The organism is Burkholderia pyrrocinia (genome assembly GCF_018417535.1).
Classification (GTDB): Bacteria; Pseudomonadota; Gammaproteobacteria; order Burkholderiales; family Burkholderiaceae; genus Burkholderia; species Burkholderia pyrrocinia_E.
Map to the genome: position 1 here is coordinate 2877003 of NZ_CP070977.1, position 25438 is coordinate 2902440.

23 protein-coding genes are annotated in these 25438 nt (G+C 61.6%); 6 read left to right on the forward strand and 17 right to left on the reverse strand.

The genetic code is table 11. The annotated features are described in order from the left end of the window. Window positions 1-109: 109 nt before the first annotated feature. Window positions 110-841, reverse strand: a complete 732-nt coding sequence (locus tag JYG32_RS13380; RefSeq protein WP_213263785.1) for a glutathione S-transferase family protein — start codon at window positions 839-841, stop codon at window positions 110-112. 106 nt (window positions 842-947) lie between these two features. On the opposite strand from JYG32_RS13380, the gene JYG32_RS13385 reads away from it, so the two are divergent. The 3 genes from JYG32_RS13385 to JYG32_RS13395 all read left to right on the forward strand — a co-directional run bounded on the left by JYG32_RS13385 (window position 948) and on the right by JYG32_RS13395 (window position 4870). After that, on the forward strand, window positions 948-1868 hold the full coding sequence (locus tag JYG32_RS13385) for a LysR family transcriptional regulator (protein ID WP_249744540.1): 921 nt from the start codon (window positions 948-950) through the stop codon (window positions 1866-1868). A gap of 201 nt (window positions 1869-2069) precedes the next feature. Then, window positions 2070-3410, forward strand: a complete 1341-nt coding sequence (locus JYG32_RS13390) for an MFS transporter (protein ID WP_213263786.1) — start codon at window positions 2070-2072, stop codon at window positions 3408-3410. A gap of 62 nt (window positions 3411-3472) precedes the next feature. Next, the gene (locus JYG32_RS13395) at window positions 3473-4870 is read left to right on the forward strand and encodes an enolase C-terminal domain-like protein (RefSeq protein ID WP_213263787.1); all 1398 of its coding nucleotides are present in this window, start codon (window positions 3473-3475) and stop codon (window positions 4868-4870) included. Between the two features lie 134 nt (window positions 4871-5004). Here the strand turns inward: JYG32_RS13395 and JYG32_RS13400 are convergent, their stop codons facing one another. From JYG32_RS13400 to JYG32_RS13425, 6 genes are all read right to left on the reverse strand, one after another. Further along, window positions 5005-5346, reverse strand: a complete 342-nt coding sequence (locus JYG32_RS13400) for a cytochrome C oxidase subunit IV family protein (RefSeq protein ID WP_174383402.1) — start codon at window positions 5344-5346, stop codon at window positions 5005-5007. A gap of 8 nt (window positions 5347-5354) precedes the next feature. Then, the gene (locus JYG32_RS13405; protein ID WP_213263788.1) at window positions 5355-6062 is read right to left on the reverse strand and encodes a heme-copper oxidase subunit III family protein; all 708 of its coding nucleotides are present in this window, start codon (window positions 6060-6062) and stop codon (window positions 5355-5357) included. Beyond that, a complete protein-coding gene (locus tag JYG32_RS13410) occupies window positions 6059-6670 on the reverse strand; it encodes a cytochrome c oxidase subunit 3 (protein WP_213263789.1) in 612 nt (203 codons plus the stop codon). The genes JYG32_RS13405 and JYG32_RS13410 overlap by 4 nt, the downstream gene beginning before the upstream one ends. Further along, window positions 6667-8421: a cytochrome c oxidase subunit I gene (gene ctaD, locus JYG32_RS13415; protein ID WP_213263790.1), complete on the reverse strand. Its 1755-nt coding sequence runs from the start codon at window positions 8419-8421 to the stop codon at window positions 6667-6669. The genes JYG32_RS13410 and ctaD overlap by 4 nt, the downstream gene beginning before the upstream one ends. Before the next feature lie 13 nt (window positions 8422-8434). Next, window positions 8435-9589 (reverse strand): c-type cytochrome, encoded by a 1155-nt coding sequence (locus JYG32_RS13420; protein ID WP_213263791.1) that lies wholly within the window; start codon window positions 9587-9589, stop codon window positions 8435-8437. Between the two features lie 379 nt (window positions 9590-9968). Then, window positions 9969-10484, reverse strand: a complete 516-nt coding sequence (locus JYG32_RS13425) for a hypothetical protein (RefSeq protein WP_174383407.1) — start codon at window positions 10482-10484, stop codon at window positions 9969-9971. A 660-nt stretch (window positions 10485-11144) separates the two neighbouring features. On the opposite strand from JYG32_RS13425, the gene JYG32_RS13430 reads away from it, so the two are divergent. Next, complete coding sequence (locus tag JYG32_RS13430) at window positions 11145-12203, forward strand: tyrosine-type recombinase/integrase (protein WP_213263792.1); 1059 nt, start codon at window positions 11145-11147, stop codon at window positions 12201-12203. A gap of 379 nt (window positions 12204-12582) precedes the next feature. Here JYG32_RS13430 and JYG32_RS13435 read toward each other — a convergent pair whose 3' ends face one another. From JYG32_RS13435 to JYG32_RS13465, 7 genes are all read right to left on the reverse strand, one after another. Further along, window positions 12583-12864 carry a PAAR domain-containing protein gene (locus JYG32_RS13435; RefSeq protein ID WP_006761785.1) on the reverse strand — a complete coding sequence of 94 codons (282 nt, stop codon included), beginning with the start codon at window positions 12862-12864 and terminating at the stop codon, window positions 12583-12585. A gap of 10 nt (window positions 12865-12874) precedes the next feature. Next, window positions 12875-13762, reverse strand: coding sequence for a DUF4123 domain-containing protein (locus JYG32_RS13440; protein WP_213263793.1), 888 nt, complete (start codon window positions 13760-13762; stop codon window positions 12875-12877). Between the two features lie 32 nt (window positions 13763-13794). Then, the gene (locus tag JYG32_RS13445) at window positions 13795-15975 is read right to left on the reverse strand and encodes a T6SS phospholipase effector Tle1-like catalytic domain-containing protein (RefSeq protein ID WP_213263794.1); all 2181 of its coding nucleotides are present in this window, start codon (window positions 15973-15975) and stop codon (window positions 13795-13797) included. Then, entirely contained in the window at window positions 15972-16595 is a 624-nt protein-coding gene (locus JYG32_RS13450) for a DUF3304 domain-containing protein (protein ID WP_213263795.1), read from the reverse strand. The genes JYG32_RS13445 and JYG32_RS13450 overlap by 4 nt, the downstream gene beginning before the upstream one ends. An 18-nt stretch (window positions 16596-16613) precedes the next feature. Next, on the reverse strand, window positions 16614-19136 hold the full coding sequence (locus tag JYG32_RS13455) for a type VI secretion system Vgr family protein (RefSeq protein ID WP_249744541.1): 2523 nt from the start codon (window positions 19134-19136) through the stop codon (window positions 16614-16616). Window positions 19137-19397: 261 nt separating this feature from the next. Continuing rightward, the gene (locus JYG32_RS13460) at window positions 19398-20363 is read right to left on the reverse strand and encodes a tyrosine-type recombinase/integrase (RefSeq protein WP_213263797.1); all 966 of its coding nucleotides are present in this window, start codon (window positions 20361-20363) and stop codon (window positions 19398-19400) included. After that, window positions 20360-20941, reverse strand: a complete 582-nt coding sequence (locus JYG32_RS13465; RefSeq protein ID WP_213263798.1) for a hypothetical protein — start codon at window positions 20939-20941, stop codon at window positions 20360-20362. Before JYG32_RS13465 ends, JYG32_RS13460 begins: the two co-directional genes overlap by 4 nt. A gap of 379 nt (window positions 20942-21320) precedes the next feature. Between JYG32_RS13465 and JYG32_RS13470 the strand changes: the two genes are divergently transcribed. Both JYG32_RS13470 and JYG32_RS13475 read left to right on the forward strand, forming a co-directional pair. Beyond that, a complete protein-coding gene (locus JYG32_RS13470; protein WP_213263799.1) occupies window positions 21321-21668 on the forward strand; it encodes a hypothetical protein in 348 nt (115 codons plus the stop codon). Window positions 21669-21782: 114 nt separating this feature from the next. Further along, complete coding sequence (locus tag JYG32_RS13475; protein WP_213265434.1) at window positions 21783-21965, forward strand: ribbon-helix-helix protein, CopG family; 183 nt, start codon at window positions 21783-21785, stop codon at window positions 21963-21965. A gap of 278 nt (window positions 21966-22243) precedes the next feature. On the opposite strand, the gene JYG32_RS13480 is transcribed toward JYG32_RS13475, so the two are convergent. The 3 genes from JYG32_RS13480 to JYG32_RS13490 form a co-directional block, all read right to left on the reverse strand. Continuing rightward, window positions 22244-23419, reverse strand: coding sequence for a hypothetical protein (locus JYG32_RS13480; protein ID WP_213263800.1), 1176 nt, complete (start codon window positions 23417-23419; stop codon window positions 22244-22246). A 70-nt stretch (window positions 23420-23489) separates the two neighbouring features. Then, window positions 23490-24017, reverse strand: coding sequence for a DUF4411 family protein (locus tag JYG32_RS13485; RefSeq protein WP_213263801.1), 528 nt, complete (start codon window positions 24015-24017; stop codon window positions 23490-23492). Beyond that, entirely contained in the window at window positions 23989-25134 is a 1146-nt protein-coding gene (locus JYG32_RS13490; protein ID WP_213263802.1) for an ImmA/IrrE family metallo-endopeptidase, read from the reverse strand. The genes JYG32_RS13485 and JYG32_RS13490 overlap by 29 nt, the downstream gene beginning before the upstream one ends. Window positions 25135-25438 lie beyond the last annotated feature (304 nt).

Consider the following 25438-nt stretch of genomic DNA (forward strand, 5'->3'; position numbering starts at 1 on the left):
AGGCAGGAATCGGAATGGCGTTATTTTTATCCGGGTATAAATAGGCTGTCAATATCATCCGGGTAAAAATATGGCCACCGCCCGCCCTTTGGGCGACCGCATTGCGCGGTCAGATCGTCCGGGCCGGAATCGCCAGGCCACGCGCGCTTGCGAGTACGTCGTCGAGCGTGACATGTCCTTCGAACGCCGACGACGCCGGCAGCGGCAGGTTTTCCTCGACTGCATGCGCGAAGTGCACGCCTGCGTCGTCGGCGAGCCGCGCACGCAGCGCGGCGATGCGCGGGAACGCATCGTGCTCGAACACCGCGTGATAGTCAGCCCAGCGGGCGATCCCGGCGAAGTACGCGTCGGCCAGCGTGCGCCGCGCGCCCAGCAGCCATGGGCCCTCGCCTCGCGCGAGCAGCGCTTCGAGATGCCGGTGCGCCTTCAGCACCTTGCCGCGACCGTATGCCTGCAAGGCCGCTTTCTCGGCGCCTTCGCTGCCGTGTTCGTACACATGCCAGAGCGCACCGAACGCGCTGAAGAACGTCGTGTTCAACCAGGCCAGCATCCGGTTCAGCCGGTCGAAATCCGTGCTGCCCTGGCGGAACGCGAGGCCGCTGTCGAGCGCTAGCGCGCCGACGTGGCCCAGGATCGCGAGGCTTTCGGTCAGCACGTCGCCGTTCGCGGTCACGAACGCCGGCGTCTCGGCGGCGGGATTCAGCACGAGGAACGCGTCGCTCGTCACAAGGCCCGGCATCGTGATGCGCGACAGCCGGTACGGGTGGCCGGCCCATTCGAGCGCGACGATCGAGCCGAACGAGCAGCCGGCGGGAATGCCGTAGAGAAGGATCGGGGACATCGGGGTATTCCGCAGAAGTTGAACGAGCGGTCATGCTCCCACGGCGAACGATGACGCAGTAGCCACTAGAATCGAAACCTGTCGTTTCTTCTGGTGGACGCTGACAGTGAATCTGAACGATCTCTATCTGTTCGTGCAAGCGGTCGACGCAGGCAGCATGTCGGCGGCAGCGCGCCGGCTCGACCTGCCGAAATCGACGGTGAGCAAGCGCGTTGCCGAGCTCGAGCGCACGCTCGGCGCGCGGCTGGTGCATCGCACGTCGCGCAGTTTCCGGCTGACGCCGGTGGGCGCCGAATTCTTCGAGCATGCGCGCGCGGCCGTGATCGAGGCCGAAAGCGCGCGCGACGCGGTACTGCGGCAGGCCGCCGAACCGGCCGGCATCGTGCGGATCACGAGTTCGGTGCCGGTGGCGCAGCACATCCTCGCGCCCTGCCTGCCGGCGCTGGCCATCGCGCACCCGAAGCTGCTGCTGCAGATTCATGCGAGCGACCGCCTCGTCGACATCGCGCAGGAAGGCTTCGACATCGCGGTGCGCAGCCATTTCGCCCCGCTCCCCGATTCCGCGCTCGTGCAACGGCCGCTCGCGACGTCGCCGATCATCGTCGTTGCATCGCCGGGCTATCTCGCGCGTGCCGGCGCACCGGACGAGCCGGCCGACCTCGCACGGCACGACGGGCTCCACCCGGGCCAGCAGGCGTGGCGGCTGCAGCGCGGCGGCGACACCGTCGACGTGGCGCCGCGCATCCGCCTGCAGGCCGACGAATCGACGCTGCTGCTGCAGGCTGCGATGGCCGGTCTCGGCATGGCCTGCCTGCCCGACTGGATCGCGGGCGATGCACTTGCGTCCGGCGCGCTCGCGCGCGTGCTGCCCGGCTGGCGGGCGGGCACCGTCACGACGACGCTGCTGATGCCGCACCGGCGCGGCCAGTTGCCCGGCGTGCGCGCCGCCGTCGAGTTTCTCGCGCGCCACGTGGAGCGCCATCATGGCGCCGGGGTGGACGGCATGCGCGCCGGGGCGTTCGACTGACTTGATCGATTCAAATGCTGAATCGATCAAGTCAGTAATTGGCATGAAAGCGCAGATATCGACATGACAGAATGGCCCGGACGCCCTGCCTGCATCGGCGTCCGGCGCCCGGCCTCCGGCCGGCCGAACCTGCACAAATAACGCGCGCACCCGACGCGCCTGCCGCACGACGGCACCTTCCGCCTTTCGGAGGAGACAGTCATGAATCCGCTTCAAGCGCTGCCGGCGTCTGCGTCGGCAACGGTCCGGCGCACACGCGTGCGCTGGCTCGTGCTGGCCGTCCTGTTCGCGGTCACGACGATCAACTACGCGGATCGCGCGGCGATCGCGATCGCGGGCCCGAGCCTCGCCCGCGCGCTGCACCTGAGCCACGTGCAGATCGGCTTCATCTTCTCCGCGTTCGGCTGGTCGTACGTGGTCGCGCAACTGCCGGGCGGCTGGCTGCTCGACCGCTACGGGTCGCGCATCGTCTATGCGTTCAGCATTTTCTTCTGGTCGCTGTTCACGCTGTTGCAGGGTGGAATCGGCTTCTTCGGCGGCGCGGCCGCGTTCGCGTTGCTGTTCGGGCTGCGCTTCCTGGTCGGCGCGGCCGAGGCGCCGTCGTTCCCGGCCAACAGCCGGATCGTGTCCGCGTGGTTCCCGGCTGCCGAGCGCGGCACCGCGTCGGCGATCTTCAACGCCGCGCAGTACGCGGCGACCGTCGTGTTCGCGCCGCTGATGGGCTGGCTCGTGCATGCGTTCGGCTGGCAGTCGGTGTTCGCAGTGATGGGCGTGCTCGGGTTCGCGTTCGTCGCGGTGTGGAACCGCACGATGTACGACCCGAAGGACCATCCGAGCATCAACCGCGCGGAACTCGACTACCTCGCCGAAGGCGGCGCGCTCGTCAACATCGACCAGGCGACGGGCGCGCACGGCGGCGGCCCGTCGATGCGTCACGTGAAGGCGCTGCTGAAGAGCCGGATGCTGATCGGCGTGTACGTCGCGCAGTACTGCATCAACGCGCTCACCTATTTCTTCATCACGTGGTTTCCCGTCTATCTCGTGCAGGCGCGCGGGATGTCGATCCTCAATGCGGGGCTCGTCGCGTCGATCCCGGCCGTGTGCGGGTTCCTCGGCGGGATTCTCGGCGGCGTCGTGTCCGACGCGCTGCTCAAGCAGGGCCGGTCGCTGTCGGTCGCGCGCAAGGTGCCGATCGTGTTCGGCATGCTGCTGTCGATGTCGATGATCGTCTGCAACTACACCGATTCGCACGTGCTCGTCGTGCTGTTCATGGCGCTGTCGTTCTTCGGCAAGGGGCTCGGCGCGCTCGGCTGGGCCGTCAACGCGGACACCGCGCCGCGCCAGATCGCGGGGCTCAGCGGCGCGCTGCTCAACACGTGCGGCAATCTGTCGAGCATCACGACCCCGATCGCGATCGGCTACATCGTCGACCGCAGCGGCTCGTTCAACGGCGCGCTCGTCTATGTCGTCGCGCACGCGCTCGTCGCCGTGATCTGCTACCTGTTCGTCGTCGGCGAGATCCGCCGCGTCGAGCTTCATTGAACGGCGCGGGCCGCGCCGGCGCGTCCGGCGGCCCGCGCACCACCGGAACCAGGAGCGAACCGATGTCCGAACCCAGCCGCGCCGGCACGCCGCGCGTCACGCGCATGCAGGTGATTCCCGTCGCCGGCCGCGACAGCATGCTGCTCAACCTGTGCGGCGCGCACGCGCCCTACTTCACGCGCAACCTCGTGATCCTCGACGACGGCAGCGGGCACACGGGCGTCGGCGAAGTGCCCGGCGGCGAAGGGATCCGCCACGCGCTCGAGCGCATGACGGATCTCGTGGTCGGCCAGTCGATCGGACGCTACCAGGCGACGCTCAACGCGGTGCGCGCGGCGCTGTCCGGCGCGGGTGCAGGCGCGGGCCGCACGATCCGGCACGAGGTGACGTCGGCCGGCGAAGCGGCCGTACTGCGCCAGCCGCACGAGATCAACCTGCGGCTCGACAACGTGATCACCGCGATCGAGGCCGCGCTGCTCGACCTGCTCGGCCAGCATCTCGACGTGCCGGTCGCGGCGCTGCTCGGCGAAGGCCAGCAGCGCGACGCGGTGCCGATGCTCGCGTACCTGTTCTACATCGGCGACCGGCGCCGCACCGACCTGCCGTATCGCGACGAGACGCACGCGGCGGACGCGTGGTTCCGGCTGCGCAACGAAGCGGCGCTGACGCCGGCCGCGATCGCGCGGCAGGCCGAAGCCGCGGTCGAGCGCTACGGCTTCGCCGATTTCAAGCTGAAGGGCGGCGTGATGGCCGGCGCCGACGAGATGGAAGCGATCGCGGCGATCAAGGCGCGTTTCCCGGACTCGCGCACGACGCTCGACCCGAACGGCGCGTGGTCGCTCGACGAAGCCGTCGCGCTGTGCCGCGGCCAGGGCCACCTGCTCGCGTACGCGGAGGATCCGTGCGGACCGGAAGGCGGCTATTCGGGCCGCGAGGTGATGGCCGAATTCCGCCGCGCGACGGGCATCCCGACCGCGACCAACATGATCGCGACCGACTGGCGGCAGATGGATCACGCGGTGCGGCTGCAGGCGGTCGACATTCCGCTTGCCGATCCGCACTTCTGGACGATGCAGGGCTCGGTGCGGCTCGCGCAGTTGTGCCGCGACTGGGGGCTCACGTGGGGCTCGCACTCGAACAACCATTTCGACGTGTCGCTCGCGATGTTCACGCATGCGGCAGCGGCCGCGCCCGGCACGATCACCGCGATCGACACGCACTGGATCTGGCAGGAAGGCGACGCGCGGCTCACGCGCGAGCCGCTCGCGATCGTCGGCGGCAAGGTCGCCGTGCCGGAACGGCCGGGGCTCGGGATCGAGCTCGACATGGCGCAGGTCGAGGCCGCGCATGCGCTGTACAACGAGGTGGGCGGCACTGCGCGCGACGACGCGGTCGCGATGCGCTACCTCGTGCCGGGGTGGACGTACGATCCGAAGCGGCCGAGTATCGGGCGGGGGTGAAGGGAGCGGGGCTGGCGCATTTGGCCGGCTCGAACCCGACTGCAGGCCGCGCCGCCCGGGACGGTTACCCGACCGCGCGAACGGCCGCATCCTGCGGGCTGCCCGAATCCGCCAGAAACGGCCGGCGAACGGGGTCAATGGAAGAAGAGTTCCCGCATGCCGAAGGTGTGATGCGCTTCGGCAGCCATCAGCACCAGCAGCACCAGCAGGCACAGCGGCGGTATCAGGATCGCGTACACCAGCGCCAGCCGTTCCCACATCATGTGCATGAAAATCGACACGATCAGCCCGGCCTTGGCGATCATGAGCACGACGATCAGCACCCAGCGCAGCAGGCCCTGCACGCGGAAGTAGTCCACCAGGTACGACATCGTGCTCAGGACGAACAGCAGGGCCCAGATCTTCAGGTAGATGCCGATCGGATGCTGCTGGCCGTGCGCGGCGTCGGGTCGATGGGCGGGATCGGTATGGTCCATGGCCTGCCTCACCACAAATAGAACAGCGCAAAGATGAACACCCACACCAGGTCGACGAAGTGCCAGTACAAGCCGGCAATCTCGACGATCTGGAAGTTGCCGTGCTCGATGAACCCCGGGCGCAGGATCTTGCGTGCGATCAGCAGCAGGTAGATCACGCCGCAGGTCACGTGAAAGCCGTGGAACCCGGTGATCATGAAGAAGGACGCGCCAAACTGCGCCGCGCCCAGCGGGTTGCCCCAGGGGCGGATACCTTCATGGACGATCAGCTTGGTCCATTCGAGGGCCTGCATCGACACGAAGCTCGCGCCCAGCAGCGCGGTCGCCAGCAGCAGTGCGGCGGCGCGCTTTGCGTTGCGCCGGTAGCCGAAGTTGACGGCCATCGCCATGGTGCCGCTGCTGGTGATCAGGATGAACGTCATGATGGCGATCAGCAGCAACGGCACATCCACGCCGCCCACCGTGAGCCCGAACACCTTGGACGTGTCGGGCCACGGCGCCGTGGTCGACATGCGCACCGTCATGTAGCCGATCAGGAAGCTGCTGAAGATGAAGGTGTCCGACAGCAGGAAGATCCACATCATCGCCTTGCCCCACGGCACCTTGAAGGCTTCGCGGTCGGCCGACCAGTCCGTGACGATGCCGCGCCAGCCGTCGGGCCCGGCGTCGGTTGGGGCGGCGGCGGCGGATTCGGCGGGGCCGGTGGGTGCAGTCATGGCGCGGCTCCATACAGCGGCCCGCAGATGGCGGCGACGATCCCGGGGGTGAGCCACCACATCGCCGCCAGCAGCACGAGCCAGACAGCCAGCAGGAAATGCCAGTAGAGGGCGCACAGTGCGATGGCGCGCTGGGCCCGGAACGGGTCCGCGCGCCGCAGACGCGCGATCGTCATGACCCAGGCCACCAGCCCGCCCAGCACATGCAACCCGTGCAGGCCGGTGAGCAGGTAGAGGAAGCTATTGGACGGATTGACGGCGACGGTCTGCCCGGCCGCCGACAGCATGCGCCAGGCGGTCAGTTGCCCGAGCACGAACACGGCCGCCAGCACGCCGCCGGATACCAGCCACGCCGCGCGGTGCAAGGTCAACTGCCGGGCACGCTGCATCGCAATGCTCGCCAGCACCAGCACGCCGGTGTTCCACCACAGCAGCGCCGGATGCGGGATCGGCTGCCAGTCGGGTTCGCGCATGCGCATGCCATAGGCGAGCAGCAGCAGTGAAAACAAGGTCGTTGCCACCGCCATGAAGACGATCAGGCCGGTGCGGCTCGCATTCGGCAACACCGGCGGCGGTTCGGGAACGAAGGTGCGTGGCAGTGCGGTCATTCGTGTGCCTCGCCGGGTTGAAGCGTCGGGTGGGCCGGTTCAGGCGGCGTCGCAGGCGGCCGGTTTTGCGGGACGAAGTCTTCCTCGTGCCCCGGCGGGCTGTATTCGTACGCCCAGCGGTAGACGACGGGCGGCGCGGCGCCCCAGTTGCCGTGCGCTGGCGGCGTTTGTGGCGTCTGCCATTCCAGCGTGGTGGCCCGCCACGGGTTGCCGTCGGCACGCTTGCCGCGCGCAAGGCTCCACGCCAGGTTGTACAGGAACAGCAACTGCGCCGCCGCAACGATCAGCGCAACGACGGTGATGAACGTGTTGAGCGTCTGCGCCGAGTGTGGAATGAAGCTGTAGCCCTCATACGCGTAATACCGCCGCGGCATGCCCAGGATGCCGAGATAGTGCATCGGGAAGTAGATCGCATAGGTGCCGAGGAAGGTGATCCAGAAGTGCGCGCGCCCGAGCGTGTCGTCGAGCATGCGGCCCGTCACCTTCGGATACCAGTGGTAGATGCCGCCAAATACCACCAGGATCGGCGACACGGCCATCACCATATGGAAGTGCGCGACCACGAAATACGTGTTCGACAGCGGTATGTCCACGCTCACGTTGCCGAGGTAGAGCCCGGTCAGCCCGCCCAGGACGAAGGTGCTGACGAAGCCGATGGCAAACAGCATCGGCACGGTCAGGTGGATATCGCCGCGCCACAGCGTCAGCACCCAGTTGTAGACCTTGAGGGCGGTCGGGACGGCGATGACGAGCGTGGTCGTGGCGAAGAAGAAGCCGAAGTACGGATTCATGCCGGCGACGAACATGTGGTGCGCCCAGACCACGAAGCTCAGCACGCCGATGATGATGATGGCCCACACCATCATCCTGTAGCCGAAGATGCTCTTGCGCGCGTGCGTGCTGATGAGGTCGGACGCGATGCCGAAGGCCGGCAGCGCGACGATGTAGACCTCCGGATGCCCGAAGAACCAGAACAGGTGCTGGAACAGCAGCGGGCTGCCGCCGGCATGCTGGAGCGTCTGCCCCATCGACACCACGGCCGGGATGAAGAAGCTGGTGCCGAGCGTCCGGTCGAGCAGCATCATCACCGCCGATACGAACAGCGCCGGAAACGCCAGCAGCGCCATGATGGTCGCGACGAAGATGCCCCACACCGTGAGCGGCATGCGCATCAGCGTCATGCCGCGGGTGCGCGCCTGCAGCGTGGTGGTGACGTAATTCAGGCCGCCCATCGTTGCCGCGACGATGAAGATCGCCAGCGACACGAGCATCAGCACGATGCCCCATTCCACGCCCGGCGTGCCGGGCAGGATGGCCTGGGGTGGATACAGCGTCCAGCCCGCGCCGGTCGGCCCGCCCGGCACGAAAAAGCTCGCCGTCAGCACCAGCACCGCCAGCAGGTAGACCCAGTAGCTCAGCATGTTGAGGAACGGGAACACCATGTCGCGCGCACCCAGCATCAGCGGGATCAGGTAATTGCCGAAGCCGCCCAGAAACAGCGCCGTCAGCAGGTAGATCACCATGATCATTCCGTGCATGGTGACGAACTGGTAGTAGTGGTTGGCGTCGATGAAACTGAACTTGCCCGGAAAGCCGAGCTGCAACCGCATCAGGTCCGACAACACGAGGCCGACCAGGCCGATGGCGATGGCCGTCAGCGAATACTGCACGGCGATGACCTTGTGGTCCTGGCTCCAGACATAGCGGGTCCAGAAGCTCTGCGGGACGTGGTCGGTGTGCGCGTAGGTCATTGCGTCTGCTCCGCTAGGGCGAGGGGTTGGCTGCGCTGCCGGCGGCCGGGCCGCCTTGCGATTCGATGTAGGCCACCAGCGCGGTCAGCTCCTGCTCGCTCAGGTCGAAATGCGGCATGATGGGTGCGAAGCCCTTCACGACGCGAGCCGTCGGGTTGCGGATGAAGGCGCGCAGATAGGCTTCGTCCACCTTCGCGGTGCTGCCGTCGGCCATCGTTTCGGTCTTGCCGTACAGGCCCTTCCAGGTGGGGCCCACGCGCGGACTGCCGTCCACGGTATGGCAGGCGATGCAGCCCTTGGCCGCCGCGAGCGTCTTGCCCTGGTCGGCAAGCGCCTGGGCGCCGCCGCCTGCAACGGCGGCCGCGGCCTGCACCCTGGCCTGCTGCCGCTGCGCGAACGTGCCCTGCTGCGCCAGCCAGCGCGAGAACGTTGCTTCGTCTTCCACCACCACCACGCCGCGCATGTTGGAATGCCCGATACCGCAAAGCTGCGCGCACAGGATGTCGTAACGACCTGCCTTGGTCGGCGTGAACCAGAAGGTGGTCACCATGCCGGGCACCATGTTCATGCGCGCACGGAACGGCGGGACGTAGAAGTCGTGCAGCACGTCGCGCGACCGTGTCAGGACCTGGATCGGCCGGTTCAGCGGCAAGTGCACCTCGGGCGTCTCGATCAGGTAGTTGTCACGGCCGTTGGGGTCGCCGGGGTTCAGGCCGAAGGGGTTGTCGTTGCTGATGTAGCGCACGTCCGTCGTGCCCAGCTTGCCGCCGGGGCCGGCAAAGCGGAAGCGCCATTGCCATTGCTGGCCGAGCACCTCCATCTGCAGCACGTTGCGCGGCGGCCGTATGTAGTCCGCGTAGACGAAGAGCCCCGGTGCCAGCAACGCCGCCACGCCGACAGCGGTGAGGCCGATCAGCCACCATTCCAGCCGCTTGTTGTGCGGCTCGTAAGCAGCGCGATGACCGCTGCGGTGGCGGTAGCGCACCAGTGCGATCACGATGAACAGGTTGATCGCGATGAAGAACGCGCCGGTAATGACGATCGTGATCGTCAGCATGTCGTCCATGCGCACCCAGTTCGACGCGATCGGCGTGATCCACCACGGACTGGCAAAGTGAAACCCCACCGCCAATACGATGATCAGGATCAGGGCAATCGCAAGCGCCATAGCCCACCTCGCTGCGCGTCACTCGCTGGAGCCGCTGACACAACGCGCCTGGCGGCGTTGTGGTGCCGCCATGCCGCACTTCGGTACTGTCTGCGCCGGCACGTCCGGCCGGGACCGATTCGCCAGCGTTGTAAGCGGCTCTGGAACAAAGGTAGTCCTCTCCCCTGCGTCGTGCAAGGCAGCGCAACGGGGCGCGCGCCCCATGCGGATCGCGCGAATGCAGGGGTCACTAGCCGCGACGCAGTGCAAAACGACCGCCTCCGGCATGGGTTGCCAAGACGGCTGTTTCCCGAGGGCGTCGGGTGTTCAGGTTTGTTCACGTGTGCGACGTGCGCACACGTGAACAGACCCTATCGGCGCGGCGGGAATCAACGACGCGTCACTGCATCGCGTTCTGCGCGCGCCGTCGCGCCAGCGCGCCGTAGACGATGGCGGTGACCACACCGAACAGCAGGTTTGCCAACAAGGGGCCGGATCCGCGCTCCGAGACGAACCATGGGAACACGGCCGTCATGACATAGAAGTTCCACACATACGCGACGATCCCGAAGGCCACGCCGACGACAGCCTCCATGCCCATACTCGAATCGAAGTGGAAAGGCGCGATGATCGCTCCGAGCATCATCCCCATGATGGCGCCGAGCACGTAGTGCAGGAGCAGCGCCATCGCCACGATGCCAAGACTGAAGTCCGCCATCTGATTGAGCGCACTCGTGCCCATCACCATCGCCGCGATCTTGTGGGTCGGTTGCCACGGGCTTTCATCGAGCACCATGGTCGACCAGAAGAATTCCAGCACGATCACCAACGCACCGCCCGCAAGACCGGCCACGGCCGCAGCGAGCCAGTCGGGCACGCGCCGTTCCCAATGGTGTGATTGAATGTGCAGTTCCATACGACCTCCTCGCCGACAGTCCAACTTCAGCACTCAGGTACCGAAAGCGCCACTCGTCTGGCTTTAGCGCCACTCACGTCGAAAGTGCGTCCCTTGTGCGATTCAGCATGGCAGATATGAGGGCCAACGCAAGGTGCAAAAACCCTGCGCGTTGCATGGGGCAACATGCGTAGGGCGTCGACGCGATCGTTCCGGCAGCGTCCGTGCTCGACCAGTGCGCGAAGCGCGCATTCCGCGCGGAAAGGGTTCGAGGCCGCACGGCGAGCGTTTTCGGAGGCACTCGCAACAGCTTGCAGGAACGCGGTATGAGGAAGGAGCGGGAGTGGCTCCCGCGGTTTTGGATCGGATCCGGGGATGGCTCGGACTAGACTCAACCGCCACCAACGCGACCAAACAAAAAGCCGGCTCAAGGCCGGCTTTTTGTTTGCGAAGCATAAGGCTGCACTTTGTAAACGGAAGCATAACCCTGCACCCGGTGCAAAATTATCCTTCCTGTCTCACATGCGATCGAGCCCTTCGAAATCCGTTGGTGGAGCGGAGGAGGATCGAACTCCCGACCTTCGCATTGCGAATCAGAAGGACATGATCCAAAACAAAGGCTAATTGACCGATATTTGAGTTTTTGGGACACTGCCGGGACAATCACGTCCTAAACAGACCATGGCAACGTTCACCAAGCGCGGCGATCTTCAGTGGCAAGCCAAGATACGCCGGAAGGGCTACCCACAACAGTCGAAAACATTTGACACCCGGGCCGATGCTGAAAAATGGGCACGTGCGATCGAAAGTGAGATGGACCGGGGTCGCTTCGTCAGCAGCGCGGAGGCCGAAAGTACGACGTTCACGGAGGCGCTCAACCGCTACGAGCGCGAAATTGCGTCGAACAAGCGAGGCGCCACACAGGAGAAATCAATCATCCGCATGCTGCGAGATTCATGGCTGGCCAAGCGATCGCTCGCCGGTGTAAGGCGTGCCGACATCGCAAAGCTGCGCGATGAATGGTGCGAGACGCATAGCCCTGCAACCGTTGTCCGTCGCCTCGCGGTCATTTCACACCTCTTCACGATCGCGCGCAAGGAATGGGGACTCGAGAGTCTTTCCAACCCGGTCGAACTGGTTCGCAAACCTACGGTCAAGAATGAGCGCACCCGACGCATTTCCAACATCGAACCGGCCCCCCACAGAGGTACGTCGACCGACGAACTTGCTTACGTAAAGGCTGCGTCCGCGTCTGCTTTCTTGCCAGCCCTGATCGACATTGCAGTCGAAACGGCAATGCGAAGAAGCGAGTTGATTTCGCTCGGTCCGGCCCAAGTTGATCTAACAAAGCGCGTTGCGCGGCTCGCCATAACGAAGAATGGGACTGCGCGAGACGTCCCGCTTTCGAGCAAAGCGATTGCCGTCTTTGAAGAGCTAAGCAAGGATGAACGTGAACTGTTCTTCCCCCTCCGTGCCGACGCAGTGACCCGAGCCTTCGAAAGAGCAGTCGCACGAGCACGGAAAACGTACGAGGAGGATTGTGCTAGCAATGGCGCGCCCCCTGACCCGAAATTTCTCATCGACCTCTGTTTTCACGACTTGCGACATGAGGCCACGTCGAGGCTTGCCGAGAAGTTTCCTCTCCATGAGCTAGCGAAAATTACAGGCCATCGCGACACGAAGATGCTAATGCGGTACTACCACCCGAAGGCCGAAGACCTCGCCAAAAAGCTCGATTAGGATCAGGTGAAGGCGATCTCGCCCCTAACGGCGGACGTTCCGGGTTGGCTGCCCCGGAACGCCCGCGCCGGCGGCGCTCCGGTCAAACTCGCCCGCCCGCCTAACGACCGGCGAGTGGGTAAACCCCGGACAAATCGCGCCATGCGGCCGCTGGCCGCTCGCCGCATAGCCGGGTGCGTTTACGGTAACAGGACGAAGCCGTCCGGAGGGCTGCCCGCGCCCTATGGTTTGCAGGAAGAGCGTTAGTCGGGGCGCCCGGACTGGGTGGTCACGGCTACGCGGCGGTGCGTTGCTCGCCGGGAGTGCTCTTCGTCAGCCTTGCCGGTTAACGAAGAAATCAAATCTGTGCCATACGAGGTCCGCTTCGGACGTCGTTGGTTCAGTCGCCGACGCGGGCAGTCATGCTGCCAATCAAGGTGCACCCGCACTCGGTATGATGGCCGTGCAACGCGACGCGCTGGCCATCGATCGTCACCGTCGGATGCGCCTCGATAATTTTGTTGATGCCGTGCGGTCGACCGTCCGGATATTTTTCTGGACAGTCCACGAGGTCATGCAGGCGTGCAATCTTTTTGCCGTCGATGCTGTGGGTTTCCGAACCGGTGATCACTCGCCCGCCGTGCGAGGTTTCATCACCGACTACGATCATCTGTAATGCCATCTTGCTCCCCTTATAGCGTGACTGACTGCGACGCAGGCTCCGTGTCGTGCGCCGTCAGTATCTCAACCTCTGCCCAGACATTCATCGGGACCCGGGCGATGGCGACGCCGAACAATTCGTGCGACTGCTGACGCCGAGTTAGTAGATCATGGATAAACTGATGCCGATCAAAATCGATGCCGTACAGGTAGGTGTACTGGCAGAAAACCAGGCGATCCCCCGGCTCAGTGATTCCCCACTGCACCGCGCGGTGGTATCGGGGAATGAAGTCCTCAAACCGGTCAAAATAGGGGCGATCGCCGTTGGCATCACCGGACTCGATCAGTGCAGCAAGAATCTCGTCCGGCTCCGTATGTGCCGTGAGGACGTCAATATCAGCCTGCTCGAACTGGACCATGACGGAGCGGCATATCCGCGCGTTGGAGGTCGAATCGTTTTGGATGCGCTGCCACGCCTTGTGGCGCCCCCGATACATCCACTGCTCGATCGGGCTCATGAACATGGCGCGAACCTGCTCGCCCCATGCGTCAAAGACCACCCCGGTGTTACGCGGGTCAAAGAACCGGACCATAGCGGTCATGTTGTCGCCAATGTCCGCAAACAGGAACGCTTGCAGGTGCGTGACGAGCGCATCCATTTCGACCCGGCTCCAGATCAACGACAGACATGGACTTTGAATGTCGAGCTGATCGAGCTCCGCAAACCAGTCCGCATCCGTATCGCTCACTGGCACCAAGAACAGCGAAGCGGGTCCGAGCTCTTCTTCGGGCAGCCCGGCGAAAACGGAGCGGAACGGTACGCCGGAGCGTTCAAGTAAAGGCACGACCTTCGGCGGACATACCGCCGCGTCGATCAACCCCATCAGGCGCGCTGGCGGGGACGTAGTCTGTAGTTCCATCGAAGATCCAGATTAGCGGCTTCCAGCCCACTTCACGCCCAGCCGGCTTGGGTTTGGCCAGTGCCGAGGTCCAGTTGCGAAGCGTTTGATGCGAGGCCGAGATAGGCCTTGCGATTGTCCCCGCCTGCAAATATGACTCGCGGGAAACCATATCCCCCGGGTGCATATTCATGGAAATACGGTATCCGGAACCAGCAGCGGCTGTCGTGCACGTAGTCGTCAAACAGGGTAATGGCGGCCGCGGGCAACTTGTTCACGGCGTCGGGCGACGTATGTTGGCGCAGGAATGATTCCACGCCAGGCAATGGCGCAGCCATCACGTCGTCCTGCACTCGATAATGTTGCACAATCGTCGACCAGGTCGAGTTGAGCAATATTCCGCTATACGCAAGTGTGACGCAGGGAGAGTCGCTCCCCGGTTGATCGTGCGCGACAACAAGAGTTGGCGGCACCTTGATCATTTCGCCGCCGGGGATCACCACCGGACGATGTTCCGTGCGCTTCACATGCCACCGTTCGCACTGGTCCGGATACAGGTGCCCCAGAAGCAGCCGCATTTCTTCCGCGCCCTGCCGCAGGTCGGTCTGATCATTGGTCACAACATCCAGCGGTCCTTCCCCCGGACGCGCAGGCTTGGGCTTATTGACCCCGGGATGAGCGACCGCGCCGGCCAGTTGTTCGTTGCGCCGGTCCATTGCATCGCGAACCACCTTCACCTGTGGTGTCGAGCTCATGTACGACGCGTATCCGCCGATCGACGATGTCATAGCATTTGCCCGAAGGAGATCGTATTGCGACTGCAGTTTCTTCATCGTCGCATCGTTCTCTGCCGCCTTCGGGAGCGCCTGCTGAACCTTATGCGGCGTCATCTGGTCTTCGTGGGCGCGCTTGAAGAATGGCTGTCCGGTGACATAGCGCTGTGGATTTCCGATATCCGCACGCAGCGTTCGCCATGCCAACATCTGACCCAGTCCGACCTTCAGCGCGTCTTCTACGCTACTGACATTCTCCACGGTCTTGCGCCACGCATTGAACGCATCAATCAATGACGGGGCAAGCGCGAAGTCGGCAACCAAATCTGCGCGTTTGCTTATCGAATCACTATCCACCAGCGGCACACCATACGAGACCGCCTTCAGGTACATATCGTGCAGCGGGATCTGACTAAGCTTGTGGCTGTCGTCATTCGCTTTCGACGTGGCTCCTCCTTTGCCCTGTTCGTTGGGGGCGTAACCGCCACCCACGTCTGAATGGACGCCTGGATAGGCCACCTCTTCACGAATGCCGCCATCGTAGCTGTCCCCGTTGCGGATCGAGTCAAGCGGGAAACTCATTCGTTGCTCATGTACCGAGAACGCGTGATAACAAAATCGCACATCCTTCGGGATATTAAGCCTGCCGTCGTCAGCGAATGCGAAGTGTCCGTCGAACGCGCCGAAGTCCACGGTTGCGCGCGTCGAGTCGGGTGGTCCGACAGAGGCAACCGTATCAAAAAGACCGACGAAGTTGACCTTGTAGTTCAGTGCATACTTGCCAGTCTGGTAGCCAATCCGCCCATTCCGCGCCCATTCATTCATCAGCTTGTTCACGAACACGCGCGCGGATGCCGCCCCGCGGGAGAAGCCGATCACGTTGATCCAGATCTGCTTGACCGTCTGCGGATATCGTCCCTCATCGACGGCCTGCTTGTGGGCGAGACCCAGTCGATCGGTGCAGCCGACCAGCGGGAGTTTGTGGCCATCGGCTACGGCTGCGCAAATGTCGTTGGCTTTGTCATCCGGAATCAGGATCCGGGTTTTGTCCGTAGCAATGGCCTTGTAAATGGCATTCAGTACCCTTGTATAGCCCCACACGCAACGACTGCCGAAACCCTTTGCCATCGACTTACCATCAGTCGAGTACGCCAGCTCGCCAATCTCTTTAAACGGAGTACCGACGCCGGGAATGTAGAACGCGAAAATCCCCTCTTCGTTCTTATCCTGCGCTGCGTTGTAGAGTCGAGCAACGTTGCTATGTGTACGAACGAGCGAATCCCGCAACGGATTGGTCTGTACGTCGTTGTTGTTCGTGCCGTCAAAGAACAGTGTGATGTGGAGCGTCTGGGGGCAGGACATCAAAGCATCGCACACCAGCGCGCGCCCTTTTCTCAACGCCGTGACACTGCCCGCCACACGCCCTCCCTGAGGCATAGGGTCGGCCCATTTGAGGCTCATTGCGCGTTTCCTCCGTCACGGTATAACCGATTCCATTCCTGATCCACCGCCCCATGTGCGATGTACGGATCATTGTCCGGGGGGCGTATGCCCGGATCGTTGGCATCGCCTCTCTGGCCATCGGCCACCATGATGCGGACGCGGTCACCCGGCAGGAACACGGCCCACAAGCCGCCCATGACTCGCCCATATTTCGGTATCCGAACGTTTTCAGCCTTGTACCAATACCCCGGTGTCTTACCGTCTTGCTTCTTGTCAACCAGCCAGCGCACCGTCAGCCTCAAATCCGGCTGCCATGCTGTAGGGATGTCACTGCAGCAAGTTTCCTTACCACCGCCGGACGGCTTGCCGTCCGCTCCCGCCGGCCATACATTGGGGCCACCACCAGTCACCCCTGACCCATCGGGTCCCTCGATCCCCCATTGATGGATGTACCAAGGGGTATAGTTCAGCGTCAAGGAACTCGCGCCAAGCGTGTCGTAGTGCTTCGGCAGGTTCGACAAGTCGAGTTGTTGCGCCACGGCGCCGGGATGCTTGTCGCATGCGCCGAGGCCAAACAGCGCAACGAGGGCGACGGTCTGGATCGTACGTCGCGCGTAACGGGGAAATCGGTCTGTCATCGTGAATAGGTCTACGGTTTAACGGGGCACCAGGGCTGCTCCGCCCCGGGCCGCCTTAAGCATGCATTCGACACAGATCTTCTTCGGCGACAGATCAACCATCTGGTCCTTCGGACCCGGCAGGTCGTGGGTCGCCGCAAACGCAGTAAATTTGCCCGTCGTGCCGCTCACCACGCCGCTCGCGTCCATGTTCAAGAAACTGCCGTTGACCTCGACGCGAAACTTGTGCGCACGCAGCAGGATCTCCTCGCTTTCCAGCAGGATCTGCTTCTGCGCTCGCGCCACAATGGACTTCGTCAGCGCGTTCAATACGATGTCGCCTGCCGCCGACACCAAGTGCATCGGACCGGTCTGCGCGAACAGGCGAAGGGTGTCGCGCACCGTCGCGAAGAAGCTGCGGCCACTGGCAATACCAATATGACCTTCCGTCGTGATCGCAGCCTGTTGGGACGCCACATGCACGGTCGCTGGCGTTGTGATCTCGACACCGGCCTTGCCGTCGATCACCAAGTGCGGCTCCGACAACTCCGGAAACGTGTTGCTGCCGCTCGCGCCTGAGCCTCGGATCTGTTCGTTCTGTGCCGCAATGGTGTTGACGAGGTCGGCCTGATGGCCGTCAGCGTCCTGTGCCTCGCTCTGCTGCGCGATCTTCGTCAGCGCATCATGCAGTTGCTGCGCTTTCCCGAGTCGATCGACAGTCTCGCTCATGTCTTTCGCCGCTGCGGTCGCGCCCGCGCGCGTCTCGGTCGTCACCAGCATGCCGCGATTGGCGCGCAACACGCCCCAGGAATCCGTTGCCAGTTCCCAGCCGGTACCGCGCGCTTCGGCCCGCCCCGCATTGCCGTCAATGCGAGTGTTGTACCCGACGACAAGGCGTGACTGCTCGTGGTCGCTCGAAACTTGTACCTGCAGTTTCCCCGGTGTGTCGTCGGCCACAACCTGATTTGCCGCCGTGCCCTCGAGGTCACGAGAGCGCAGACCTGATAGCGTCTGGTTATCCGGGAGCTTCCACTGCACAAAGTTGATGCCGTTTGGCACGCGCCCTGTAATGATCGGGCGATCCGGCGCGCCATCCAGGAATGACACGACAACTTCGTCACCGATGCGAGGGACATGGATCATCCCAAATCCCTCGCCCGCCCATGGATGGCTCACGCGGACCCAACAGGAGCTCCGCTCATCGCGTTGCCCGATCCGATCCCAGTGAAACTGCACCTTGACGCGGCCGAGTTCGTCGGTATAAATGCGTCGACCTTGCGGACCCACCACGGTCGCCGTCTGCATCTGCATAACGGGCTTACGGTGTTCGCACGGGCTGCGGAAAGGCACGGATTTGCGCTGCGCTTCGATCTCGACGAGGAAGAAGCCCTCTGAGCCATCGAAATGCGTGGGGCCGGAGGCAGGTTGCCCTCCGAAGTTTGCTTTCGCCTCAGCCAATCTCCCAGTCAGACTATGCGGTAGATCGCCGTGATGGCTCGATCCCGGCAGGTTGTTCTCGATCAACCAGGCCACTTCGATGACGGCAAATTCGCTGCGCTCACCAGGCTCGCGGTCGTGTTCCGGGTGCCCGGTCAGCTCAAACCACCGCCCGGCGTCGACGCCACGCAACCCGCCCGCGCCATAAAACCGCTTTGCGCGTGATTCCCATTCCTCCATGCGCACCTTGGAGAGGTGATCGCCACGTTCCTGCTCGAGATAAGTATAGGGGCCGGTGTACTCATACATCTCCAACTGTTCCGGCAACTCCTGCGACACCGTCGGAATATTGGTGCCCTTCGGATTGGCGAGCGGCGACGGATACTTATAGTCGAATGTGCGCGTGGTCAGGATGGCGCTATGGAGGGTTCGCAAGCCGGACCAGTGAACCAACGCATCGACCTCGCTGTTCGTGCCGTATCTCGAGAATTGAACTGATCGCGCGGCGAGCGGCTCGCACGTATCCAGGTGATCCGTGATGGTCAGGGTATGGGATTTGCCGTCGTCGGCCTGTTTCCAGATGCTGAACAGGCCTTCTTCTTCCATCAATCGGTGGACGAAATTCCAATCGTCCTCATACTGCGTACAGTACGATCTCGGCGGAAGCGGTTTTGAGAGTGCAAAATCGAATCGGCCTTTCGCAGGCGGATGCGCGTTGAACACGTCCCGGAGGATTTCATCGACGGGTTTGTCCTGCCAGATGCGCTGATCACGGCGAAACTTCAGGAAATGCATCCATGACGCAAAACAGATCTGGTAACTGGTCAACCCGCCTTCCGATCCCAGTCTTCGCACGGCATAGACGTAACCGTTTCGGGGGAGATAGGACTGATCTGCCTGCTGAATCCACAGCGTAACGGGTTGCCCGATCAGTTTTTTCAGCTTGAGGTCGCTGCGCGTTGACAGGACATCGAGTGTGAAGTCGAAATGCCGGCCGATTCGGGACCAGCCGACAGTGCGTTGGGGGAGCAATACACTGTCCCCGAGCGGGGTATCGAGTTTCAGCAGACGGTCTTGCTGAAGTAGCCCCCCTTGAATCGCCCTCACGATGTCTTGCGCATCCATTTCCATCCCTTTATTACTTTTCGCTACTCATTTATTGTCACTAATATGACACGGGCTCTCTTGCGCGATTTTACAGTCAAAAGCACCCTTGGCAAGGTGAACCAAGGTCAAATACGAATCTGAGGCGGTAAAAAAGCGCTTAGCCACGCGAGAAGTATGAACCGCACCGAATTTGGTGGAGGCAGCCAGTTCAATTCATCAAGGGCCTTCTGCACGCACGGCTCGGTTGCTTGGTGGAAGGGGAATCGAACACCGCCTTAGCTACACATTAATCCGCTCCACCTCGTCCAAGCTGATGTCGTCGTGACACCGGTCATATAGCTGCGTGGTGCGCGTCGACGCGTGATTGGCCATCACCGCCGCATTCTCGAGCGTGCCGCCGCTCTTCAGATACGCAGTGATGCCGGTCGCCCGGAACGTGTGGTTGCCGATCTTCGTTGCTAGGCCCGCCGCCGCCGCACGCCGGCGCACCATCGCGTAGGCGTTGGCCTGCGGCAAGGGCGTGGTGCTCAGTCGCCCGGTGCCGCGCGTGATCGTGCGGAACAGTGGCCCCTTTGGCTCGGCGGCGATCCCGGTGCCGTCTAGGTACGCATGCAGATACGCTTCGAGCGCGTGATGACAGGGCATCGCATGTGCCTTGCCGCCTTTCTCACGCAGGCGCACCCACAGCCGCCTCTGCTGCACGTAGACGTCGCCGACGCACATCGCCAGCGCTGCGCCGATCCGGGCGAACGAAAACACCATCAGCGCGATCAGCGCGCGATCGCGCAATCCAGCCGGCGTACTCACATCGATGGCGTCGAGTAGCTGCCGTGCCTCGGTGGCCTCGAGCACCGGCGTCTTGCCGGTGCGGACCGTGTGGCTGGGACCGCGCACCGACGCGGCCGGATTCACCTGCACGACCTGGCCGGTCACCAGCCAGTCGAACAGATGCCGGATTGCCGCGAGACGCTGCTTGACGGTCGACGCCGCATGCGTGCGGGTCTGCTGTTCGATCCAACTCGCGACGTGCGACGGCTGCACGTCGGAAATCGACGTGACGCCGACACTGGCGCACCACGCGAGGAACTCCCCAGCCGCGCGCGCATACGCGCGCCGGGTGTGCGGGTTGCGGATCGCCGACGCGAAGAATTCGAGAAAGCGCACACCCGCGCGTTCGCCGGCGACCGTGACCAACACCGGCAGCGCAGGCGTGACAGCAGGGACTACTTCGGCCCTGTCAGTCATTGCTGTGCAGGCCTCACAATGAGATCGTGCAGCTCAATCAAGTTTGCGTTTAGTCGGTCGATCGAACGCAAGATCCGTTGCGCCAGAAATTGCAGGTCCTCTTGAGAAGATTGTTCATCCTTCGAGGCTTCGACCAGCTCAAACAAAGAGTGTCGCAACGGCATCTTGCCGCCGACACCACGAATAACATCTCTCAGTTTATTCGATGCTGCGAGACCATATTCTTCACGCAACTTGTCTCGGTACCTTTCCAGACGGTCGACACTTTCCTTGACAGTTCCCGCCGACTCGCCCAGCCGAGTGGCGATCATTTCGTAGTCTTCCGGCGTTCCCTGCCCAGCGGCGATGCGCTCGAGCGGTTGCCGGGACAAGTCCGGACCGAAGGTCAGCTTGTCCACGCTTTTTGCTGCGCGTCGTCGCCGTCCTTTGTCCAGGGCATCAATGCCCCATCCGGCAAACTCTCGCAGATCCTTCACGAGCCCCAGGATCTCTCGCACCCCCTTGATGAGATCCGTCACCGTCCCAGGCAATACTATGTCTCGCCCGCCCCCTTCGGATTCGTTCGATTCCGACACCATGATCTCCCCTTATATATGTGATAAAGGACATTATCACATATAGATAACAAACATCGCTCCCTCAAACTTGCAGATCTTGCATGACCCGCAATCTATGTGTATATTAACTTCACGCCGCAAGGTGGCATTAAGCGATAACGTGCAAAACTAATCACGTCGGATCAAGCATCTGGATCTGACTGCAGTAGCACCCAGACCATACACCGGGCGTCATGCGTCCTCCCGATGTGAGGCAGGAATTAGGGTGTCGGAAGTACCGACAAGAAATCGGTCGGCTGTTGTGCCTGCTTTACCTGCCCGTTTTCTCCATTCCTGACCGGGAGCCACCCATTAAGGGCGCTTCTCCGAGGACGCAACTGGGGACGCGGAGCGCAAGCCCGTGAGCCCGATGATCCGCATCGGGTGTCTCCACGTGCGCCCGCGCTCCGTGTTCTCCGAGGCAGTTTTTACTGTCTCGGAGAAGACGAAGATGACCCCCGAAGAAAAACTGCAACAGCATTACGACCGGTTCGACGGTCTCGTTGAGGCCCCGGCGCCGGTAACCTCATGGAAGGCAGCAGCGATCCATTGTGTGACGCGCCTGAAATGCGCGAACCTGGCCATCGTTTCGACCGTCGCCGTCAGCGCGCTGGCAGCCTATAAAAACCTGCCGCCCACCACCACCGCGCAAGCCTTTATCGCGATTGCGGTCGTCGGTATCTTGGGGGCGCTCTGCGAGCGCGCGTGACGGGTAGCAGCGCACCGCTGCGGCCCGCCTGACACCGCCGCGGTGTGCCCATCCGTTATTGGAAGTGAAATGCGCCCAGCCCGAAAGCAGCCGAAGGTCCGACTCAATCTGGACATGCCGGTGGAGGTCAAGGAACAGCTCGAACGGCTGCGTGACCACGTTCATGCCGACAGCATGGGCGAGGTCATCCGGCGTGCGCTCGCTGTGTACGACTATCTATACAGCGAACAGGCGGATGGATCACATCTGCTGATCCGCACCAAAGACGGCACCGAAAAAGGTTTGCCGCTTTTTTAGGCGCTTCGCCAACCTCATTTTCCCGTCGAGGGTTAGCGACCAGCCCATGCGTGATAAAGCCAGCAAAAAGCGCCCCTAGTCTACAGCGACGAGGGGCGGGCTATACCTCGTTGGTATCAGTTGGTGGTATGAACGCCGCTCGCTCTCAACAGGGATTCCGTGGCGGGCGCAGCTCGGCGAAGTATGTAGTCACCAGTAGTTGCCATGGTCTTCCCCCCGAACCTCACCCTGCACCACTTCCAGATTTGCGAGCCTCATGCCTTCCTGAAGGCGCAGACTTACCCCCGAGAGCGTGCCGTGCCCGCCCCCCGCTTTTCTTGCCGCCCGAAAGCAGCCGTTAGAGAAGATGCAGTTTCTTTTATAATGGAATTTATTTTATCGCTTTCCATTCTTATTTTCTCAAGCTCCACCGTTGTCTCCCCCTTCTTTAAAAGATGATTACGATCTGTATTTGAGAGATTTCTTACAACATCAGCCAAAAGTGATTTATCTTCCGCGAAGAAAACAGCTTGCAGCGCCACGTGTTTGGCCTCAATATTGGTTAATTCATTCTGAAAATACTTGACATCATCCAAGTTTGATTTGTATAGCCGAAGAAAGAAATAAGCAAACAGTTCTATCAATACAACCAGCGTCAACCGAGGGAAGTAGTGGGAGAAAAAATCCCATGCACTGGCCACCCCTGTGGGAGAGGAAGTTAAGGTCAGAACTAAAGTTGTCACCCCAGCGCCAGTTATCAAGATGCCAAGGAATAAATTGGTATTTCCTCGGCGCTTCAAAGCATCAATTTCTGCCGAAAGTCGCTGCCTCGTGGTAGAGAACTGCAAACGTATTGTTCGATCTCTTATCCGCACTGAAAAATTTTCTTTCGCACGAGCCTCCAACGCTGAAATGGCATACCCGATACTTTGGTCGGCAAGTTTTTCGGACGCGACCGCATAAAGGTTTTGGCGATCCGCGTCGGTTATATTGAAAGTTTGATTACGGAGATTTTCCAGTTGATCGTCTATCTTCTGAAATCTATTTTCTATTTTCTCAGCTAGACTTAAGATCCGCGATTGCTCGGGTGGTTGCGGCTCCGCATCAAGATAGGCAAACAACCTTCTTCCAGAATAGGAAACCATCGCCGCAACCAGCAGAACAATTGAGACAATTGACTTTATGTAACCAACATCGAGATTTATTTTGAAAATTTGAAGCACTGAGACCAGAGGGGATAGAAAACTATTTGGCGTGACCCAAATTGCAGCAATAAACAGGATCGGAATTCCGAGATTGGGCAAAAAATCAACGGCCCAGATAATCAAGCGATCCGCAACTGAATTTATTGCTTTATTTTCATTTTTCTTTGGCATAGTAATATCCGAATCCGGCATGTAGGAAGTCGTGATGGCAACGGCCGTGACGTTTAAATTCTGCATCTTCGCTGAGAGCATACGCGAGTGGAAACGCATCGCCCGCCGCGTTTTTCCTTTCCTGAAAGTCAAAGTCGGCACCCTGTCCACACTGGTAGGTGTTGATACGCTACATCTGGAACAAGAACGTCCCATGCGCGTGGAGCTGAAGGAGCTCAAACAGCGTAATAGTTTTTACACCTAAGGCGATGGCCGCATCAGGCAACTTGATCGATCTCTTGCTGGCAGGTTCGGCTTTCTCGTTGGTGACTACCGTGACATCGGTCTGCGTGGAAGCATATGCGATCAACCATGCGTCAGCCGACTTTACGTCCAGAAACTTGTCTTGGGCTGCTTGGAGATATGTGGGTGTGCGAGTAGTTGCCCACGCAGCTAATTTTCCCCATTGCGATGTTGCCGCCTTGCTCGACACGAAAAAGTCGGACAACTCGGGACGTTGTGACCAAGCATGTAACAGGTCCTCCTCTTTGCCGACCTGAAGCTCGTCTCGCACCTTATCGATGCTAAGAACCTTTCCGACCTGATGCGCTTGCAATATCCAATCCCAAAACGCTCCGCAATATTTTGGGTTGTAGTGGAGATTTTTCGCGCTGATCAAAACGTCGGAGTCAAGCAGAAAGCGCTCGTTGCTTGGCATGGAAGACCGCTACGTTATTTGGATTCGTATTCAGCAGTTGACCTGCGTCCCGGAAGCTAATTCCGCCGGAAGTCGCCAACGCTGCAACCTTCCGCGAAAACGACTTGCTATTGCGAACAGCCAGCGTCAAATAAAAATCGCCTCCGCCCTCCCCATCTTTGCGTGTCGAGCGCTTGCGCGCATCCTGGTAAAACGCATCGTAAACTTCATACGGCACAAGCCGAAGATCAAGCGCTCTCCGCGCAACAACGAGACTGCTTACTCGGAATTGCTGCCGCAGCAGCGTGACCTTTTCAGTTGCGGTTCCTCGGGCGGCCGACCATGCGCTCGCAAATTGCTCCTGGGGTACGAGTACTTCGGCCGCTATTGCATTGCACAGTATCTCATGCTTGTTATGACTCGCTGGCGAGCTGTCCGAGATACCAGATTCACCCAGCCAGATATGGGCCAGCTCGTGCATCAGCGTAAACGGCCAAGCGGCTGGCGCGTCCGCCCCATTGATGAAAACCACAGGCGCAAATTCGTCGTTGATCACGAAGCCACGAAATTCAGATACGGAAAGGGGGCGATGTGTGTTGTTGCCAACAATGCCGTTCTTGAAGATGAGTACCCCTGCCGCTTCTGCTTTCGTGACGAGAAACGAATATAGATCGTCGGCGTTGCGAGCTGTGGCTCCGCCGGCTTCGAGCTTCAGTGTGGAGCGAATATCATCGGCAATCGTGCGAGCCTTGACCCGTTGCCCCTTGAAGCGACCGACGAACGGGAGTGGTGCCACTCCCTCGCGCAACAGGTACTCACGATACCAAGCCTGCTTGAACTCCATGTCGTCAAAGACGTCGTAGAAGTCTCTGCTCAGAGGTTGCTTATCTGGTAGCGTCCGGAAATCCGCAATGGGTAACGGCTCGCGTTTAGCGGGTGGTTCCGGCAAAAACAGGTATCCGAACGGGACGCCGGCTTCCTTCGCGAACTTCATTGCTTGCGAGGGCGTAAGCTCGCCGCGCTCGATGCTCTCTGCAGCTCGCGTAGAGACGCGCTCCGCCAGCTCACGTAAGGAGCTGCCCGCTTGATTGGCGGCCCAATCGAGCACAGTTGGCGATAGATGGAGGGCGTCGGTCATTTCGGCGGAAGGCGGTTTTCACGAATTCTAGCATCGGGGCCAGTCCCGCTCTCGAAGGCCTCGCGACGCCAGCTCTCGTCGAGGCACGGCGCGATTGCGCCCCACCGTGAGGATGAGTGCCGGCCTGCGCGGTGCGCCGGCCCGCGGGACGGCCGTTTAACGAGTCACCTCGTTTCTCGGAAACGACGCAAATTCGACGTCTTTAGTATATGACCTCAATCGCCGATAGTGTGCACCGCGCCCAAACGACGCAATTTTGCGTCGTTCCGCCAGTCTTGAGTTCCAAACGAATAAGCAAACGACG

Excerpts from the sequence above, each read along its gene's own strand:
- JYG32_RS13380 (WP_213263785.1), bottom strand. The coding sequence starts at position 841 with ATGTCCCCGATCCTTCTCTACGGCATTCCCGCCGGCTGCTCGTTCGGC.
- JYG32_RS13390 (WP_213263786.1), top strand. The coding sequence starts at position 2,070 with ATGAATCCGCTTCAAGCGCTGCCGGCGTCTGCGTCGGCAACGGTCCGG.
- JYG32_RS13395 (WP_213263787.1), top strand. The coding sequence starts at position 3,473 with ATGTCCGAACCCAGCCGCGCCGGCACGCCGCGCGTCACGCGCATGCAG.
- JYG32_RS13400 (WP_174383402.1), bottom strand. The coding sequence starts at position 5,346 with ATGGACCATACCGATCCCGCCCATCGACCCGACGCCGCGCACGGCCAG.
- JYG32_RS13405 (WP_213263788.1), bottom strand. The coding sequence starts at position 6,062 with ATGACTGCACCCACCGGCCCCGCCGAATCCGCCGCCGCCGCCCCAACC.
- JYG32_RS13410 (WP_213263789.1), bottom strand. The coding sequence starts at position 6,670 with ATGACCGCACTGCCACGCACCTTCGTTCCCGAACCGCCGCCGGTGTTG.
- ctaD (WP_213263790.1), bottom strand. The coding sequence starts at position 8,421 with ATGACCTACGCGCACACCGACCACGTCCCGCAGAGCTTCTGGACCCGC.
- JYG32_RS13420 (WP_213263791.1), bottom strand. The coding sequence starts at position 9,589 with ATGGCGCTTGCGATTGCCCTGATCCTGATCATCGTATTGGCGGTGGGG.
- JYG32_RS13425 (WP_174383407.1), bottom strand. The coding sequence starts at position 10,484 with ATGGAACTGCACATTCAATCACACCATTGGGAACGGCGCGTGCCCGAC.
- JYG32_RS13430 (WP_213263792.1), top strand. The coding sequence starts at position 11,145 with ATGGCAACGTTCACCAAGCGCGGCGATCTTCAGTGGCAAGCCAAGATA.
- JYG32_RS13435 (WP_006761785.1), bottom strand. The coding sequence starts at position 12,864 with ATGGCATTACAGATGATCGTAGTCGGTGATGAAACCTCGCACGGCGGG.
- JYG32_RS13440 (WP_213263793.1), bottom strand. The coding sequence starts at position 13,762 with ATGGAACTACAGACTACGTCCCCGCCAGCGCGCCTGATGGGGTTGATC.
- JYG32_RS13445 (WP_213263794.1), bottom strand. The coding sequence starts at position 15,975 with ATGAGCCTCAAATGGGCCGACCCTATGCCTCAGGGAGGGCGTGTGGCG.
- JYG32_RS13450 (WP_213263795.1), bottom strand. The coding sequence starts at position 16,595 with ATGACAGACCGATTTCCCCGTTACGCGCGACGTACGATCCAGACCGTC.
- JYG32_RS13455 (WP_249744541.1), bottom strand. The coding sequence starts at position 19,136 with ATGGATGCGCAAGACATCGTGAGGGCGATTCAAGGGGGGCTACTTCAG.
- JYG32_RS13460 (WP_213263797.1), bottom strand. The coding sequence starts at position 20,363 with ATGACTGACAGGGCCGAAGTAGTCCCTGCTGTCACGCCTGCGCTGCCG.
- JYG32_RS13465 (WP_213263798.1), bottom strand. The coding sequence starts at position 20,941 with ATGGTGTCGGAATCGAACGAATCCGAAGGGGGCGGGCGAGACATAGTA.
- JYG32_RS13475 (WP_213265434.1), top strand. The coding sequence starts at position 21,783 with ATGCCGGTGGAGGTCAAGGAACAGCTCGAACGGCTGCGTGACCACGTT.
- JYG32_RS13480 (WP_213263800.1), bottom strand. The coding sequence starts at position 23,419 with ATGCGTTTCCACTCGCGTATGCTCTCAGCGAAGATGCAGAATTTAAAC.
- JYG32_RS13485 (WP_213263801.1), bottom strand. The coding sequence starts at position 24,017 with ATGCCAAGCAACGAGCGCTTTCTGCTTGACTCCGACGTTTTGATCAGC.
- JYG32_RS13490 (WP_213263802.1), bottom strand. The coding sequence starts at position 25,134 with ATGACCGACGCCCTCCATCTATCGCCAACTGTGCTCGATTGGGCCGCC.